This is a genomic window from Mesorhizobium sp. (genome assembly GCF_017306585.1).
Taxonomy (GTDB): Bacteria; Pseudomonadota; Alphaproteobacteria; order Rhizobiales; family Rhizobiaceae; genus Mesorhizobium.
The window spans coordinates 31,363-45,573 of the sequence record NZ_JAFKIC010000113.1; the positions used below are offsets into that span (position 1 = coordinate 31,363).

Below are 14,211 nucleotides of genomic sequence, written 5' to 3' on the forward strand. Positions count from 1 at the left end.
AATGTCCCGGCAAGGAAAGATGGCATTGAGAGGCTGGCATTCCTTCGCGCCCCCCTCTGGCCTGCCGGCCATCTCCCCCACGAGGGGGGAGATCGAACGTCACCGTGTTCGCTCTATTGGGGCTCGCCAAACCATCGTGATGCGGCCTGGGCGGCTTCCTCCGGATCAGGCTCGGCATCGCTGGCCCACGCGACCACGCCGTCGGGGCGCACCAGCAGGGCGGTCAGGCCGAGCCGTTCGCTGGCGTCGCCGGCGACATAGGTGATCCTGCCCGGCCAGCGCTCGGCAAGCGCCTGAAGCGGGGCGCCCGCGCCGAAATCCAGCAGCAGGCCGTGTCCGGACCGCATGAGTTCGCCGAGCCTCGTGCCGTCGGCCAGCGCGAAATCGGGCGCGCTGCGGCCGACGAGGTCGTGGCCGCCGCCGAGATCGTAGCGCAGTTCGACGCCCCAGACGCGGCCGGCGAAATAGGTCGCGCCGTCGCGCGTGGCGATGAGATCGCGGATGATGGCTTCGAGCGCGCGCGAACTGGGGCTCGGCCGCATCAGCGCGACCTGCGCCCGCGACCAGTCGAGCACCTGCGCCGCCACCGGATGCCGCTCGGCGAAATAGCTGTCGAGCAGGCCGGCCGGCGCGTGGCGGGGTGTGGTCGGGGCGGGCTTCCAGCCGGGGTTCATGGCGTCGCCGAGGCCGAGGTTGAGCCCCTGGCCGCCAAGCGGCGAGTGGATGTGCGCGGCGTCACCGGCAAGCAGCACGCGGCCCCGGCGGTAGGTTGTGGCGAGATAGGCGCGGTCCGTCCAGGTGGTGGCGAGTTTCAGCGCCGTCAGCGTGACGTCGGTGCCGGAGACGCGGCGCAGAACCTGCTGCACATGTTCCAACGTGATCGGCTGGCTGCGGTGGAAGGCGCCGCCGTCGAAATCGACCATGCCGATGGTGCCGGGCCGGGCAAAGGTATACATGCCCGCCGCCGTGTAGTGGCGGCCGAGGCTGAGCTTGTCCGGATCGGCCAGCTCGACTTCGACGGAATAGCCGGTGAATTCGGCATCGGTGCCGGTGAATCCAAAGCCGCCAAGCTTGCGCACCGTGCTGCGGCCGCCATCGCAGCCGACCAGCCAGCGCGCGCCAAACGTCTCGCCGCCGGCGCGGACGGTCACGTCCTCGCCGGACTGGGTGAAACCCTCGACGCCGAGGCCGCGCCTGATCTCGACGCCCATCGCGCTCGCGCGGGCGGCGAGCATGGCTTCGAGCTCTTCCATCTCGACGGCCAGATTGGTGATGGCGGGTCCGGGAAGGCGATGGGGCCATTTCGAGGTGTCGACCACGTCGAGATAGAACTGGATGCCGGCGAAATGGCCGCCCGGGCGGCGCTGCTGCTGGCTCCAGTGCGCGCCGCCGTCCTTGCCCGGCGCCGCCGCGATCTCGCTGAGCAGGTTGCGGCGATGGAAGGCTTCGATGGTGGGCACTGACAGGCCGCGCATGCCGAAGGGCAGCCGCTTCAGGGGAGAGCGCGGATCCGGCGCTTGTTCCAGCACCAGGACGGAGATGCCCGCAAGGCGCAGCTCGCAGGCGAGGAAGAGACCGACCGGGCCGGCGCCGGCAATGATGACATTATGGGAAATCGGATGGCTTTGCATGAACTACTCCTGTGGCCGATGTTCGACCGGAGCGTTCCTCGCCTTGAGAGCCACGGACGAACCATTGAACGCTTCCTGAGCGTCCGATGTTCGTCGCGGGGATCTCTGCACGAAGCCAAAGACCAGAGCTTTCGTTACCGAAAGGAGTTGGGCTTACCAAACCAACCCTGCCTTTTCCGACAGAGGCCATATAAGGGTATGGCGATTGGCGCGCAACAGGGGGCACGATGATTTTCTGGATAGCGGGCGTGGCCGGACTGGCGGTCGCCTATCTCCTCGGCTCCATTCCGACCGGCTATCTCTTGGGGAGACTGCTGAAGGGGATCGACATACGCGAGCATGGCTCGAGGTCCACGGGTGCGACCAATGTGCTGCGAACCCTGGGCAAATGGCCGGCCTTGGCCGTGCTGCTGGTCGATGTGCTGAAAGGGGCCGCGGCGATCGTATTCGCCCGCTGGTTCTATGCGCTGCCCGCACCGCCGGCAGGGCTCGATCCGCAAGGCGTGGTGCCGTGGGCCGTCTGTCTTGCCGGGCTTGCCGTGCTCTTAGGTCATGGCCGTTCGGTCTGGCTGAACTTCACCGGCGGCAAGTCGGCGGCGACGGGGCTCGGCGTGCTGCTCGCCATGTCCTGGCCGATCGGTCTCGGCGCGGCAGTGGTCTTCTGCGCCGTGCTGGCCATTTCCAGGATCGTGTCGCTAAGCTCGATGCTGGCGGCGTCGACCGCGATCGTGCTGGTCTGCGCCCTGGATCAGCCTCTGGCCTACCGGCTGCTGGTGATCGCCGGCGGGCTCTATGTCATCGCGCGGCATCGCGCCAATATCGGGCGGCTCCTGGCTGGAACCGAGCCGCGTGTCGGGCAAGGCAGTCCGCGGTCGGCGTCCGGAGGCGAGGGGACGTTTCCGAATGGCTAGGCGGTTTGCGTTTCTCCTGGTTCGCGACTTCACGCTGTCGCCGCTGTCGCTGTTCATCGACACGCTGCGGCTGGCGGGCGACGAGGGCGACCGCAGCCGGCGCATCGAGTTCGACTGGGAGATCGTCGGCGAGCGCGGCCTGCCGATCCGGGCCAGCTGCGGCGTCGAACTGCTGCCGACCAAAGGCATCGGCAATCCCGAGGATTTCGACAACATCGTCGTGGTCGGAGGGCTGCTCGACACCAACCGCGCCTTGAGTTCCGACAAGGAGGCGTTCCTGCTGCGCGCCGCCGAGAAGGGCGTGCCGCTGACGGCGCTGTGCACGGGCAGCTTCGTGCTGGCGCGCTACGGCCTGCTCGACGGTTACGCCGCCGCCGTCAGCTGGTTCCACATCAAGGATTTCCGCGCCGAGTTTCCCGACGTGAACGCCCATGCCGACAGCCTCTTTTCGGTCGACCGTGGCCGCGCGACCTGCGCCGGCGGCACGGGTGCCGCCGACCTTGCCGGCTATTTCGTGTCGCAGTTCATCGGCCAGAAGGCGGCGGAGAAGGCCGCCAAGATCCTGGTGCTCGACCGCATCAGGAGCAGCCGCGACGTGCAGCCGGTCGGCGACCTCTTCCCGGCGGCGTCGAGCCGCGCGGTCAAGCGCGCTCTGTTGCTGATGGAGAGCAATTTGCAGGAGACGCTGTCGGTGGCCGAGATCGCCAGCCGGCTGAACTCGTCGCGCCGCCAGCTCGAACGCCTGTTCGGGGCCGAACTCGGCATCGGCCCGATGGCGGCCTACCTGGCGCTCAGGGTGCATCACGCGAAGTCGCTGCTGGAAGGCAGCGACCTGCCGGTCGGCGACATCGCCTATCGCTGCGGCTTCACCAATGCCGGGCATTTCAGCCGGGTGTTTCGCCAGCAGACCGGCATCACGCCGACGCATTTGCGGCATCCGAACCGGATGGTGGCGGGAGGCAGGTGAAGGTTTCAACGGGTAGGGGGCGCGCAGCCGACACGATGATACGCTGGCGCGAGGCACCCCTCTCTGCCCTGCCGGGCATCTCCCCCTCAAGGGGGGAGATTGGCTGTCTCGTTCGCCGCACCTCCCTTGCAGCGTTGGTGATTAGCGAAGCCCACGACGAGAATAATCTCCCCCCTTGAGGGGGAGATGTCCGGCAGGACAGAGGGGGGCGCTGTCCCGCCGGCCTCGCCGAGATGGCATCACTTCGCTCAGCAGCGCGAGGCCGGTCTGCAGGGCTTCCAGGTTCCCGCGCGTCGCCTGGTCCGGCACGCAAGCCCCACAAAGCTGCGGATAGCGCGGCTGGCCTCATCAACAGATGTGACTGTCGCTCCCGTCGGGTCTACCTATCCCTCGGCAACGGTGGGAGATTCGGAAATTGGATAGCGTCGACAGGCTGGAGGCGTTGATCGCGGAGGGCGGGCCGGATGCCGCCGCGCAGGCGCGCGCCTTGCTGGAGGGCGTCAAGAGCGCCTCGCGGCTCGGCTTCGACGCGGTCGAGGAATTCCTGATCGAGCTGATGACGCTGGCCTTCGCGGTCGAGGCCGGGCTGGAAGGTTTTCAGGATTCGGCGCGCCGCCTTGCGCGCATGCGGCTCTACCGGTTGAAGCTCCTGCTGGCCTGAGCTGCGGGCGGAAAGCCGGTCAGCGCACTCCCTTCACGATATACGCTGCCCGCCTTCATCCAGCAGCACGCAGCCTTCGGGATCGAAGCCGACCTCGATAGCCTCGCCTTCGCGGAAGACGCGGCCGCTGATCGGCGTGTTGGCGCGGATGGTCATGCCGCCGCCTATGTCGATCTCGTAAATGGCGCTGCCGCCGAGATAGGACGCCGAGACGACGCGGCCCGACAGTCTGTTGGCGCCCGCCGCGCCGACCGACAGTTTCTGCGGCCGCACCACGACCGTGACCTTGCCGCCTTGCGCCAGCGGCTTTGGCGCAACGACATTGACCGTCTGGCCGGCGGCCAGCGTCACCGCCGTCGGCCCGCTGGACCTGCTCACCGTGCCGGCCAGCATGTTGGCCTTGCCGAGGAAGTCGGCGACGAAGGCGGTGGCCGGTGTCTCGTAAACCTCCTGCGGGGTACCGATCTGCTCCACCCGTCCGGCGTTCATCACCACGATGCGGTCGGACATCGAAAGCGCTTCTTCCTGGTCGTGAGTGACGAAGATGGCGGTGATGCCGGTCTCCTTCTGGATCTTCTTGATCTCGACGCGCATCTCCTCGCGCATATTGGCGTCGAGCGCCGACAGCGGCTCGTCGAGCAACAGCACCTGCGGCTCGAAGACGATGGCCCGCGCCAGCGCGATGCGCTGTTGCTGGCCGCCCGACAGCTGCGAGGGCAGCTTCTTTTCGGTGCCCGGCAACCGCACCATCTCCAGCGCCTTGCCGACCCTGCGCACGATCTCGGGCTTGGGCACGTTGCGGTATTTCAGGCCGAAGGCGACATTGTCGAATACGTTCTTGTGCGGAAACAGCGCGTAGCTCTGGAAGACCAGGCCGATGTTGCGCTTGTAGATCGGCACGTCGTCGACGCGGCGCCCGTCGATCATGATCTGGCCGCCGGAAATATCGACCAGGCCCGCTATGGAGCGCAGGATCGTCGTCTTGCCGCAGCCGGAGGGCCCGAGCAGGGTGACGAAGCTGCCCTTGCGGATCGACAGCGAGAAATCGCGCACGGCGACGAACTTGCCATAGGCGATGTCGATGTCGCGGAACTCGACAGCCGGGCTGTCCGTCCCGGCGGCCGCGCCCGCTATGGTCGCCCCGGCCGAGGCCGGCCGGGGGCTGGATATCGTGTCCTGGCTGTCAGGCACCTTTCGAGATCCTGTTCCACTGCTTGGTCCAGGCGTCCTCGTTGGTCGCCCAGTAGACCGGATCGGCGAAGGTCAGCGACTTCATGGTGCCGGTCTTGTCGAAGGCCGGCAGCTTCTCGATCTTCTCGGTCAGCTTGACCTTGGTCGGATCGAGCGAGGGCGGATAGCTCTGGCCCTCGGCGACGGCGATCGAGGTCGCGGGGTCGAGCATGAAGTTGATCAGCTCCTCGCACTCGGCCATCGGCGAGCCCTTCAGGATCAGCATGTCCTCCATCCAGGCATAGGAGCCGGCCGGATCGAGATAGCCGATCGGCTGGCCCTGGTCCTGCAGGGCGGCGACGCGGCCCGACCAGGCGTCGGTCACGACGATCTCGCCCTTGGAGAGCAGATCCATCAGTTCGGCGCCGGAACTCCAGAACTTCTTGGCGAGGTCGCGGGTCTCGCGCACCTTGGCCCAGATCGTGTCCATGTCCTTGATGTTGTTGGGGTCCTGGCCGGTGGCCAGCGCCGCGTACCAGACGCGCGTGGTCATGTCGTCATAGCCGCCGACCTTGCCGGCATATTTCTTGTCGAGCAGGAGGGCTGCGCCCTTTTCCTTGGCCTCTTCCGGCGAGATCACCTTGGTGTTGTAGGCGATGCCCGTCGTGCCGTAGTCGTAGGGCACGGCCGACAGCTTCGGCGTCAGCTTGCGGAACGGCTCGATCATCGGCTGCAGCACATTCACCATGTTGGGAATGTTGGCCTCGTTGATCTCCGAGGTCAGGCCGCCATTGACGTATTTGATGTAGTAGTTGACGCCGGACGAGTGGATGACCTGGTAGTCGCCGGGCTTGGCGGTCTTGATCTTGGTGATGATCTCGTCCTCGTCGCCGAACGTGCCCTGGACAACCTTGATCTTGGTCTTGGCCGTGTAGGGCTGGAAGGCGTATTTGTCGATCGCGTCCTGCACCGTGCCGCCCCAGCCGTCGAAGCGGACCTGCTCCACCGCGGCCATCGCCTGGCGCATCCAGGGCATGTCGAGGCCGGCTGCGGCTGCGGCGGCAGCGGTCAGCGTCAGGAACGTGCGGCGACTGAGATCGCCATTGGCATATCGGTCGTGCAGCCTTTCCAGCCGCTTGGTCGTTGTCAGTTTCATCGTGCTTCCTCCGTTGGTTGGCCGCGTCTTTTCAATCGGGTCAGGCTTTGCAGGATCAGGCCGCCGACGAGCGGGATGCCGACGGTCACCAGTATCATCACGGTGCCGAGCGCGTTGATCTCCGGGCTGATCGAAATCTTGAGCATGGACAGGATCTGGGTGGGCATGGTCTCGACGCCCGCCGGCCGCCAGAACAGGCTGGCCGAGGTGTTGTCGAAGGAGATGGTGAAGGCGAGCAGGGCGCCGCCGACCACCGCCGGGACGAGCAGCGGCAGCGTGATCTCGCGGAAGGAGGAGAAGCGCGAGGCGCCGAGCGAAAGGGCCGCCTCCTCATAGACGCGCCTGATGCCGGCCATGCGCGCCTGCGTGATCAGCACGACATAGGGCACGGCGAGCAGGATATGGCCGAGAACCAGCAGCAGCATGGTGCGCGGCTGGTCGATGGACTTGATCAGCACCAGAAGCCCGACGCCGAGGATGGTTTCCGGCACCAGCGCGGGCAGGATCACCAGCGTGCTCAGCGCCTGTTTGCCGGGGAAGTCGAAGCGCACCAGCGCGAACGCCGTCACCACGCCAACCGCCGTGGTGACCATGGCTGTGACCAGCGCGATCCACAGCGAGGTGCGGAAGGCGGCAAGCACGGCATCATTGGCCATCAGCTTGTAGTACCATTGCAGCGAGAAGCCCGTCATCGGGAAGCCGCCGAACATGGAGGCGTTGAACGACAGGATGACCGTCGCCACGATCGGCGCGAACATGAAGATGTAGACGCAGACGGTGATGAAACCGGTCAGCCGCCAGGCCCATCTGCCTTCTTCCCTGCGTCTTGTCTTCATGCGCCCGATCCCATCGTCCACCTTGATCCGGTCATCCGCCAAGCCCCTTCACGATCTGCGACATGCCCATGTAGCGGGTGTAGACGGCGGCGAAGAAGCCGAGCACGACGAACAGCACGATGGACAGGGTCGCGCCCATCGGCCAGTTCAGCTCGCCCATGATGGTGTCGTAGATCAGATTGCCGAACAGCGCGTCGCGGCCGGAGCCGAGCAATTGCGGCGTGACATAACTGCCGGCGGCCAGCACGAAGCACAGCAGCAGGCCCGCCGCGAGGCCGGGCAGGGACAGAGGCAGCGTCACTTCGCGGAACGCCTGCGCGCTGGTGCAGCCCATGGAGCGCGCCGCCGAGATCAGCGTACGGTCGATGCCCTCGAGGCTGACATAGACGTTGAGGATCATGTAGGGCATCAGGAAGTGCAGCATGCCGAGGATGACCGCGCCTTCATTGTAGAGCATCGGCAAGGGATCGTTGATGATGCCGAGCTTGATGAGCGCGACGTTGATGACGCCCTGTTCGCCCAGGATGTTGATCCAGGAAAAGGTGCGGATGGTGAAGCTGATCCAGAACGGCACGATGAGCAGCAGAAGCAGCAGCCATTTGTGCCTGAAGGTCGTCGCCCAGATGAAATAGGCGGGGAAATAGCCGAGCACGCCGCACAGCAGCGCGGTGATCGCGCCGACCCTGAGCGTCTTCAAGAGGAAGCCGGAATAATAGCTGTCGGTGAAGAACTCATGCCAGTTCGCCGTCGTCAGCGCGCTGGTTTCGACACCGGCGGTGACGAAGGTGAAGAAGGTATAGGCGGCCATCACGGCGATCGGCAGCACCAGGAAGAAGATCAGGAGCAGCAGCACCGGCGCGACCAGCATCCAGGCCAGCCGTGGATCATACAATGTCCATCGTCGTTTCATGACCACCCGGTGCGCCTTCTTTGAAGCGCCTGTTTTGTTCCCGGGGCCAAGATTGGGTGATTGGAGGCCCAATGTCTACAGCGGGCGATTAAGCCAGCGGAAATCGGCGCCACAGCGACTGCCTCGAAGCTCAAACGCCGTCGCGATCGCGCACGACATTTCATTGCTGCCCGGCAAGGTCGCCGGCAAATCGCTTCTCAGCTACCCCTTGCCTGTCCCTTCAGCAGCCGCGCCTCACGCACGAGCGAACACCAGTTCAGGCCAAGCAGATAGATCAGTTCGAGGGCGTCCGCCTCGCTGATGCCGGTCTCGTCGACCAATCGCTTGACGACGTCGTCGAGTGTTTCGTTCCTGCCGTCGTGTTCCATCGAACTTCCCCCTTGGGAAGCTCAACGACTAACAAATGTTAATGTTCCCGCTCGACGTGCGGTGCGCGGCTCAGCCTTTCGGCAGGCCGCGCGCGATCAGCCGCGCGAGGCGCTCCGAGAAGGCCCTGGCGTCCGCCGGCTTGTCGCCGTCGAGCACGCGGGCCTCGTCGTAGAGCAGGTGGGCCGCGTCGTCCTTGAAGGCCTGCTCGTCGTCGCCGAGCCTGGCCAGGGCGAGCACGCGTTCATGGCGCGGGTTGATTTCGAGGATCGGTTTGGCCGCCTGGTCGAGGCGGCCGGCGGCGTTCATCAGCCGCTCGAACTGCCGGTCCGGTCCGTGCTCGGGCGCGACAAGGCAGACCGCGCTTTCGGTCAGCCGGTCGGAGGCCTTCACGTCGGAGACGGCGTCGCCAAGGGCGGCCTTGACGAAGGCGAGGAAGCCGTCGACCTCGGGCGCCGCCGCCGTCTCGGTCTTCTTCTCGGCGTCGAGCAGCGGGATTTCGGAAAGCTCGGCCACGCCCTGCGTCACCGACTTGAACGGCTTGCCGTCGAAATCAGGCGCCATCGTCACCCAGAAGCTGTCGACCGGATCGGTGAGCAGCAGCACCTCGATGCCGCGCGCCCTGAAGCCTTCGAGCTGCGGCGAGGCTTCGAGCCGGGCGCGGTCGTCGCCTGCCATGAAGAAGATCGCCTTCTGGCCTTCCTTCATCGCGGCGACATAGTCGGTGAGGCCGCGCCAGCCGTCGCCGGACGCGGTCGAGCGGAAGCGGGCGAGCTTCAGCAATTGCTCGCGCCGCTCGTAATCCTCGTAGAGCCCTTCCTTGAGGACGACGCCGAAATTGTCCCAGATCTTCGCATAGGTCTCGGCGTCGTTCTCGGCCAGCTTGGCGAGGTCGCCGAGCACGCGGTTGGTCAGGCCCTTGCGGATCGAGGCCAGCAGCGGGCTTTCCTGGATCATTTCGCGCGAGACGTTGAGCGGCAGGTCGGCGGAATCGACCAGGCCGCGCACGAAGCGCAGATAGCGCGGCAGAAGCTCGGCGTCGTCGGTGATGAAGACGCGGCGCACATAGAGCTTCATGCGGCCCTTGCGGTCCTGGTCGAACAGGTCGAACGGGCGCGATCCCGGCACGAAGGCCAGCACGGAATATTCCTGCCGCCCCTCGGCACGGAAATGGATGGTGGCGGCCGGCTCGTCATACTGGCCCGACAGGCCACGGTAGAAGTCGGTGTATTCCTCGGGCTTGATCTCGCTTTTCGGCCGCACCCAGAGCGCGGTGCCGTCGGCGATGTCGCGCGCCTCGGCGCCTGGCTTCTCGACCAGCGTGATCGGCACCGGAACATGGCCCGACTGCGACTTGGCCAGGCCTTCGAGCCGGTATGGCGTGGTGTAGGAGGCGGCGTCCTCCATCAGGTGCAGCACGACGCGGGTGCCGCGTGCGGGGGCGGCTTCGAGCGGGGTAGGGGCGATCTCGTAGGAGCCCTTGCCGTCGGACGACCAGCGCCAGGCCTCGTCGCTTCCGGCGAGCCGGCTGATGACGTCGACATGGTCGGCCACCATGAAGGCGGAATAGAAGCCGACGCCGAACTGGCCGATGAGCTGCGTGTCCTCGCTGCCCGAGCCGACGCGCTCGATGAAGGCGCGGGTGCCGGAGCGGGCGATGGTGCCCAGCGCCTCGGCCATGTCGTCGCGGCTCATGCCGATGCCGTTGTCCTCGACGGTGATCCGCCTGTTGTCGGCATCGGCCGCAATGGTGATGCGGGGCTTGGGATCGTCGCCCAGCAGTTCGGGGCGGCTGACGGCTTCGAAGCGCAATTTCTCGCAGGCATCGGCGGCGTTGGAAATCAGCTCGCGCAGGAAGACGTCCTTATCGGAATAGACCGAATGCACCATCATGTGCAGCAGGCGCGAAACATCCGCCTCGAACGCCCTGGTTTCCGTCGCTTTCGTATCAGTCGTCATCAAGCTCTTCCCACGCTGTTCATCCGCCCGCCGCGCTAGGCGCGATCCGGGTCCGAGGTTCAACAGTTTTCAGTTGCGATGCGGCCGGGTGAGGGGCCGCGCGACCGGCAATATCGTGATGCGATGCGAAGGCGACAAGGGGGCGACCTCTCAAGACATGGGTTCCTCGCCCCCGCGAAGCGGGGGAGAGGTGGCCGCGAAGCGGTCGGAGAGGGGGTAGCGCCGACGGTTGGAAACTTCCTACGGAAGCTACGCACTGCCGCGCTTGATTCTCAGTCGGCTATGGCATCCCGCAGGGCGTCCCCCGCTCCGTCTCGGCTTCGCCGAGCCACCTCTCCCCCACTTCCGTGGGGGCGAGGAACCCTGGCTGGATTACCCTACTTCCCCGCCATCTGGTCGGCGAGCGTCTGCGCCTGGGTGAGCAAGGCGGAGTATTCCGAACTGCCCGGCAGTTTCTTGCCCATGCAGGCGCGGAAGTCGTTGTCGCCCTTGGCCCAGGCGGCGTTGGCGGCATCGGAGCCGCCTTCGTCGCTCTCGTCGGTGGCCTGCTTGGTGAGCTTCTGGGCGGCGGTGTCGGCGGCGGTCCACACAGCGTCGCAGGCGGCGATCTTCGGGATGGCGGGGCTCGCCGGCGCCTCGGCGATTAGGACGCTGTTGCCCTTGACCACCGTGACGACAACCTCCTGGTCGTAGTTCGGCCCGATATCCTGCGCCCAGCCGCCCAGGCGCGCGATCGCCATGTCGGCGCCTTCGGGCTTCTTCAGCGGAAAATCGAGCGTGGCGGTGAAGGCGGCGTCGCTGCCGATGGCCTGGGTGTAGAAGGCGTCGAGTTTCAGCGCCGCGTCGAAACTGGTCGGCAGTTTGAGGTCGGCGTCCGTCTCGGCCGCGCGCGACTTCAGCCAGCGGTCGACCAGTCCGCGCGTCGAGGCCACGATGCTGGGGCCGTCATCCGTGCCATGGCGCAATCCGTCCAGCATGCCGAAGCCGACATCGGACGAACTCAGGCTTTCGATGTTGATCGTGCCGGCGGCGGGGAAACCCTTGACCGTGAAGGGACCGAGAAGATCGGAAAGGCGCTTTTCCAAGTCGGCGCGGGCCTTTTCATTGGCCGCATCCAGCGTTTCCACGGGATTGTTGGCGCTTTCCATCGCCGCGATCGAGGCGATCGCCTTGTCGCGCGCCGCGATATAGTCGTCCTCGGGCGACGCCGCCAAAGCCGTGCCGCTCGCCAGCGCGAACAGAAGCGTCCAGACCAGCCGCATGACAGACCCTTTCCTTGTCGTGATTCACAGGCCAGCCAGCCATCGGGCAGCTTTGCGGCGATTGCGCGGCAAGGGGGCGGGCCTGTGCATTAACCATCAATTAACTATCCGTTCGCCTTTGAATCAAATCCGAGGGATAGTGTTGGTGTCCGGGCGGGACGGCCCGGCGAGACCAGAAAAAACAAGCGACGGACCACCGTCGGCCTGCGGGGAGGCGTCATCATCCTTGTCGATGAGGAGCGCCGGAATGAAGATCGAAGACGCGGTTATGCAAGCGACGGCCGGGGCGAGCACGCTGGCGTCATGCCTCGGCCAGCCGGTAATTGCCTACCATGTGACGGCAATCATGCGCGAGGCGGACCTTGGGCACGCCAGGCAGATGCAACTCGCCCTGATGCGGCGCAGCGTGGAGGCGCTGGTCGATGACGGGCTGGAGGATGACGCCGCGATGCGTTTTGCCTCGCAGTTCCAGGGGCGGGTCGATCTGACATGGCAGATGCTGCATGCCAACGGCACGGCCCACTGAGTTCTCCCAGGGCGGGCGCATTCTTCGAAGAGCTCGATATCCGGGAAGAGCCGCGCGGGTGAAGTGCGATCCAGAATTAATCGAGTCGGGGCCCCGAGACCCGGCTAGCCCTTCCGCTTCTCCACCTCGGCCTTGCGCAGCAGGAAGCGCTGGATCTTGCCGCTCGGGGTCTTCGGCAATTCGCTGACGAAATCGATCTCGCGCGGATAGGAATGGGCCGAGAGCCGCTTGCGGACGTGCCGCGCCAGTTCCTCGGCCAGTTCCGGGCTGCCCTTGAAGGAAGGCGCCAGGATGACGAAGGCCTTGACGATCTCGGTGCGCTGCGGGTCGGGCACGCCGACGACCGCGGCCTCGTTGACGGCGGGGTGTTCGATGAGCGCGCTTTCGACGTCGAACGGGCCGATCCGATAACCGGATGATGTGATGACGTCGTCGGCGCGGCCGATGAAGGAGACCGAGCCGTCGGGCTCGTATTCGACCGTGTCGCCGGTGCGATAGTAGCCGCCCTCGATCGCCGGCGTGTCGGCCTGGTGATAGCCGTCGAACCAGCGCAGCGGCGACCTGGCGATGTCGACGGCAAGCACGCCGGGCTGGTTGGGGCCGAGCTCGTTGCCGGCTTCGTCCAGCACCACGACGCGGTAGCCCGGCATGGCGAAGCCCGCCGAGCCGGTGCGCACCGTGTGCGCCAGTCCATGGTGATTGTTGACCATCATGCCGTTTTCGGTCTGGCCATAATGGTCATGGATGGGCGCGGCGAGATGGGCGTCGAACCAGCGGATGACTTCGGGGTTGAGAGGCTCGCCGGCGCTGCTCACCACGCGCAGGCGGCCCTTGACGGCAGCGGCCGCCTCAGGGCCTTCCGCCAGCAGCAGGCGGAAGGCGGTGGGCGAGCCGGCAAGGCTGGTGACGCCGAGCCGCTCGATGAGATCATAGGTGCTTCTGGCGGTGAAGGGGCCTTCGTTGAAGGTCGTGGCGATGCCGAGCAGCAGCGGCCCGGTGATGCCGTAGTAGAGCCCGTAGGCCCAGCCAGGATCGGCGATGTTCCAGAAGATATCGTCGCGGCGCAGCCCGATCGCGTCGCGCATATAGGCGCCGAAGGCAAGCAGCGCGCGCAATGGCACCGGCACGCCCTTGGGCAGGCCCGTGGTGCCCGAGGTCGACATCATCATGAACAGGTCGTGGCCCCTGCGCATCACCGGCGCGCAGTCGGGCGAAGCAGCGGCCAGCGCTGCACGGAAATCGATGTCGCCGCCGGCCAGCGTGTCGCCGGCGCCGAGGATCGTGGCGACCGGCGGATGGCTGGCGATCTCGTCGAGCTTGCCGCGATTGGCCGGATTGGTGACCACCAGCTTCGCGCCGGAGTAACCTAGCCGGTGCTCGATGGCCTTGGGGCCGAAGGCGGTGAACAGCGGCTGGTAGACGGCGCCGATGCGCCATGTGCCGAGGATCAGCCCCACCAGTTCGGGAATGCGTGGCAAAAGGCCCGCCACGACATCGCCGGGGCCGACGCCCTTCGCCTTGAGCAGGTTGGCGACGCGGCCCGACATGGCGTCGAGGTCCTCGAACGTGAATTCCCTGAGGTCGCCTGTCGCCGAGATCGCGCGCAGCGCCAGCCGGTTCTCTCCGGTGTGGCGGGCGCAGCATTCGACATAGGCGTTGATGCCGGTCGCCGGATCGCCCTCCAGCCTGGCGATCTCGTCCTCGATGCGAAAGCGCGCGGCGGCGTCGTCATAGCGCGGCAGGCCGGCGTCTGTCGTGGTCATGGCAATCCTCCCTGGCGGTGCGCCATCTCCCCATGGCGCGCTGTCGGACGGACAATGACATCAGAAGGCGGCGATGGGCAACGCGGGGACCGT

General features: G+C 66.2%; 13 protein-coding genes. 4 read left to right on the forward strand and 9 right to left on the reverse strand.

The features are described from left to right. Window positions 1-113: 113 nt before the first annotated feature. On the reverse strand, window positions 114-1,631 hold the full coding sequence (locus J0I79_RS07060) for an FAD-dependent monooxygenase (RefSeq protein WP_292856018.1): 1,518 nt from the start codon (window positions 1,629-1,631) through the stop codon (window positions 114-116). 227 nt (window positions 1,632-1,858) lie between these two features. Here J0I79_RS07060 and plsY point away from each other — a divergent pair, with 227 nt between their 5' ends. The 3 genes from plsY to J0I79_RS07075 all read left to right on the forward strand — a co-directional run bounded on the left by plsY (window position 1,859) and on the right by J0I79_RS07075 (window position 4,170). Further along, complete coding sequence (plsY, locus tag J0I79_RS07065; protein ID WP_292856020.1) at window positions 1,859-2,542, forward strand: glycerol-3-phosphate 1-O-acyltransferase PlsY; 684 nt, start codon at window positions 1,859-1,861, stop codon at window positions 2,540-2,542. Continuing rightward, complete coding sequence (locus J0I79_RS07070; protein WP_292856022.1) at window positions 2,535-3,509, forward strand: GlxA family transcriptional regulator; 975 nt, start codon at window positions 2,535-2,537, stop codon at window positions 3,507-3,509. The genes plsY and J0I79_RS07070 overlap by 8 nt, the downstream gene beginning before the upstream one ends. Window positions 3,510-3,924: 415 nt before the next feature. Then, on the forward strand, window positions 3,925-4,170 hold the full coding sequence (locus J0I79_RS07075) for a hypothetical protein (protein ID WP_292856024.1): 246 nt from the start codon (window positions 3,925-3,927) through the stop codon (window positions 4,168-4,170). A 33-nt stretch (window positions 4,171-4,203) separates the two neighbouring features. Here J0I79_RS07075 and J0I79_RS07080 read toward each other — a convergent pair whose 3' ends face one another. From J0I79_RS07080 to J0I79_RS07110, 7 genes are all read right to left on the reverse strand, one after another. Further along, window positions 4,204-5,361 carry an ABC transporter ATP-binding protein gene (locus tag J0I79_RS07080; protein WP_292856026.1) on the reverse strand — a complete coding sequence of 386 codons (1,158 nt, stop codon included), beginning with the start codon at window positions 5,359-5,361 and terminating at the stop codon, window positions 4,204-4,206. After that, window positions 5,354-6,496 carry an ABC transporter substrate-binding protein gene (locus tag J0I79_RS07085; protein ID WP_292856028.1) on the reverse strand — a complete coding sequence of 381 codons (1,143 nt, stop codon included), beginning with the start codon at window positions 6,494-6,496 and terminating at the stop codon, window positions 5,354-5,356. Before J0I79_RS07085 ends, J0I79_RS07080 begins: the two co-directional genes overlap by 8 nt. Beyond that, window positions 6,493-7,332, reverse strand: a complete 840-nt coding sequence (locus tag J0I79_RS07090) for an ABC transporter permease (protein ID WP_292856030.1) — start codon at window positions 7,330-7,332, stop codon at window positions 6,493-6,495. The genes J0I79_RS07085 and J0I79_RS07090 overlap by 4 nt, the downstream gene beginning before the upstream one ends. Window positions 7,333-7,363: 31 nt before the next feature. Then, window positions 7,364-8,242, reverse strand: a complete 879-nt coding sequence (locus J0I79_RS07095) for an ABC transporter permease (protein ID WP_292856032.1) — start codon at window positions 8,240-8,242, stop codon at window positions 7,364-7,366. A 197-nt stretch (window positions 8,243-8,439) separates the two neighbouring features. Continuing rightward, window positions 8,440-8,610 carry a hypothetical protein gene (locus J0I79_RS07100; RefSeq protein ID WP_292856034.1) on the reverse strand — a complete coding sequence of 57 codons (171 nt, stop codon included), beginning with the start codon at window positions 8,608-8,610 and terminating at the stop codon, window positions 8,440-8,442. A gap of 70 nt (window positions 8,611-8,680) precedes the next feature. Beyond that, the gene (htpG, locus tag J0I79_RS07105; RefSeq protein WP_292856036.1) at window positions 8,681-10,567 is read right to left on the reverse strand and encodes a molecular chaperone HtpG; all 1,887 of its coding nucleotides are present in this window, start codon (window positions 10,565-10,567) and stop codon (window positions 8,681-8,683) included. 377 nt (window positions 10,568-10,944) lie between these two features. Then, a complete protein-coding gene (locus tag J0I79_RS07110) occupies window positions 10,945-11,829 on the reverse strand; it encodes a hypothetical protein (protein ID WP_292856037.1) in 885 nt (294 codons plus the stop codon). Between the two features lie 247 nt (window positions 11,830-12,076). On the opposite strand from J0I79_RS07110, the gene J0I79_RS07115 reads away from it, so the two are divergent. Then, entirely contained in the window at window positions 12,077-12,355 is a 279-nt protein-coding gene (locus J0I79_RS07115) for a hypothetical protein (protein ID WP_292856038.1), read from the forward strand. A gap of 104 nt (window positions 12,356-12,459) precedes the next feature. Here J0I79_RS07115 and J0I79_RS07120 read toward each other — a convergent pair whose 3' ends face one another. Then, complete coding sequence (locus J0I79_RS07120) at window positions 12,460-14,118, reverse strand: acyl-CoA synthetase (RefSeq protein ID WP_292856039.1); 1,659 nt, start codon at window positions 14,116-14,118, stop codon at window positions 12,460-12,462. Between the last annotated feature and the right edge of the window lie 93 nt (window positions 14,119-14,211).

Excerpts from the sequence above, each read along its gene's own strand:
- J0I79_RS07090 (WP_292856030.1), bottom strand. The coding sequence starts at position 7,332 with ATGAAGACAAGACGCAGGGAAGAAGGCAGATGGGCCTGGCGGCTGACC.
- J0I79_RS07110 (WP_292856037.1), bottom strand. The coding sequence starts at position 11,829 with ATGCGGCTGGTCTGGACGCTTCTGTTCGCGCTGGCGAGCGGCACGGCT.
- J0I79_RS07095 (WP_292856032.1), bottom strand. The coding sequence starts at position 8,242 with ATGAAACGACGATGGACATTGTATGATCCACGGCTGGCCTGGATGCTG.
- J0I79_RS07060 (WP_292856018.1), bottom strand. The coding sequence starts at position 1,631 with ATGCAAAGCCATCCGATTTCCCATAATGTCATCATTGCCGGCGCCGGC.
- J0I79_RS07115 (WP_292856038.1), top strand. The coding sequence starts at position 12,077 with ATGAAGATCGAAGACGCGGTTATGCAAGCGACGGCCGGGGCGAGCACG.
- J0I79_RS07100 (WP_292856034.1), bottom strand. The coding sequence starts at position 8,610 with ATGGAACACGACGGCAGGAACGAAACACTCGACGACGTCGTCAAGCGA.
- plsY (WP_292856020.1), top strand. The coding sequence starts at position 1,859 with ATGATTTTCTGGATAGCGGGCGTGGCCGGACTGGCGGTCGCCTATCTC.
- J0I79_RS07085 (WP_292856028.1), bottom strand. The coding sequence starts at position 6,496 with ATGAAACTGACAACGACCAAGCGGCTGGAAAGGCTGCACGACCGATAT.
- J0I79_RS07070 (WP_292856022.1), top strand. The coding sequence starts at position 2,535 with ATGGCTAGGCGGTTTGCGTTTCTCCTGGTTCGCGACTTCACGCTGTCG.
- J0I79_RS07120 (WP_292856039.1), bottom strand. The coding sequence starts at position 14,118 with ATGACCACGACAGACGCCGGCCTGCCGCGCTATGACGACGCCGCCGCG.
- htpG (WP_292856036.1), bottom strand. The coding sequence starts at position 10,567 with ATGACGACTGATACGAAAGCGACGGAAACCAGGGCGTTCGAGGCGGAT.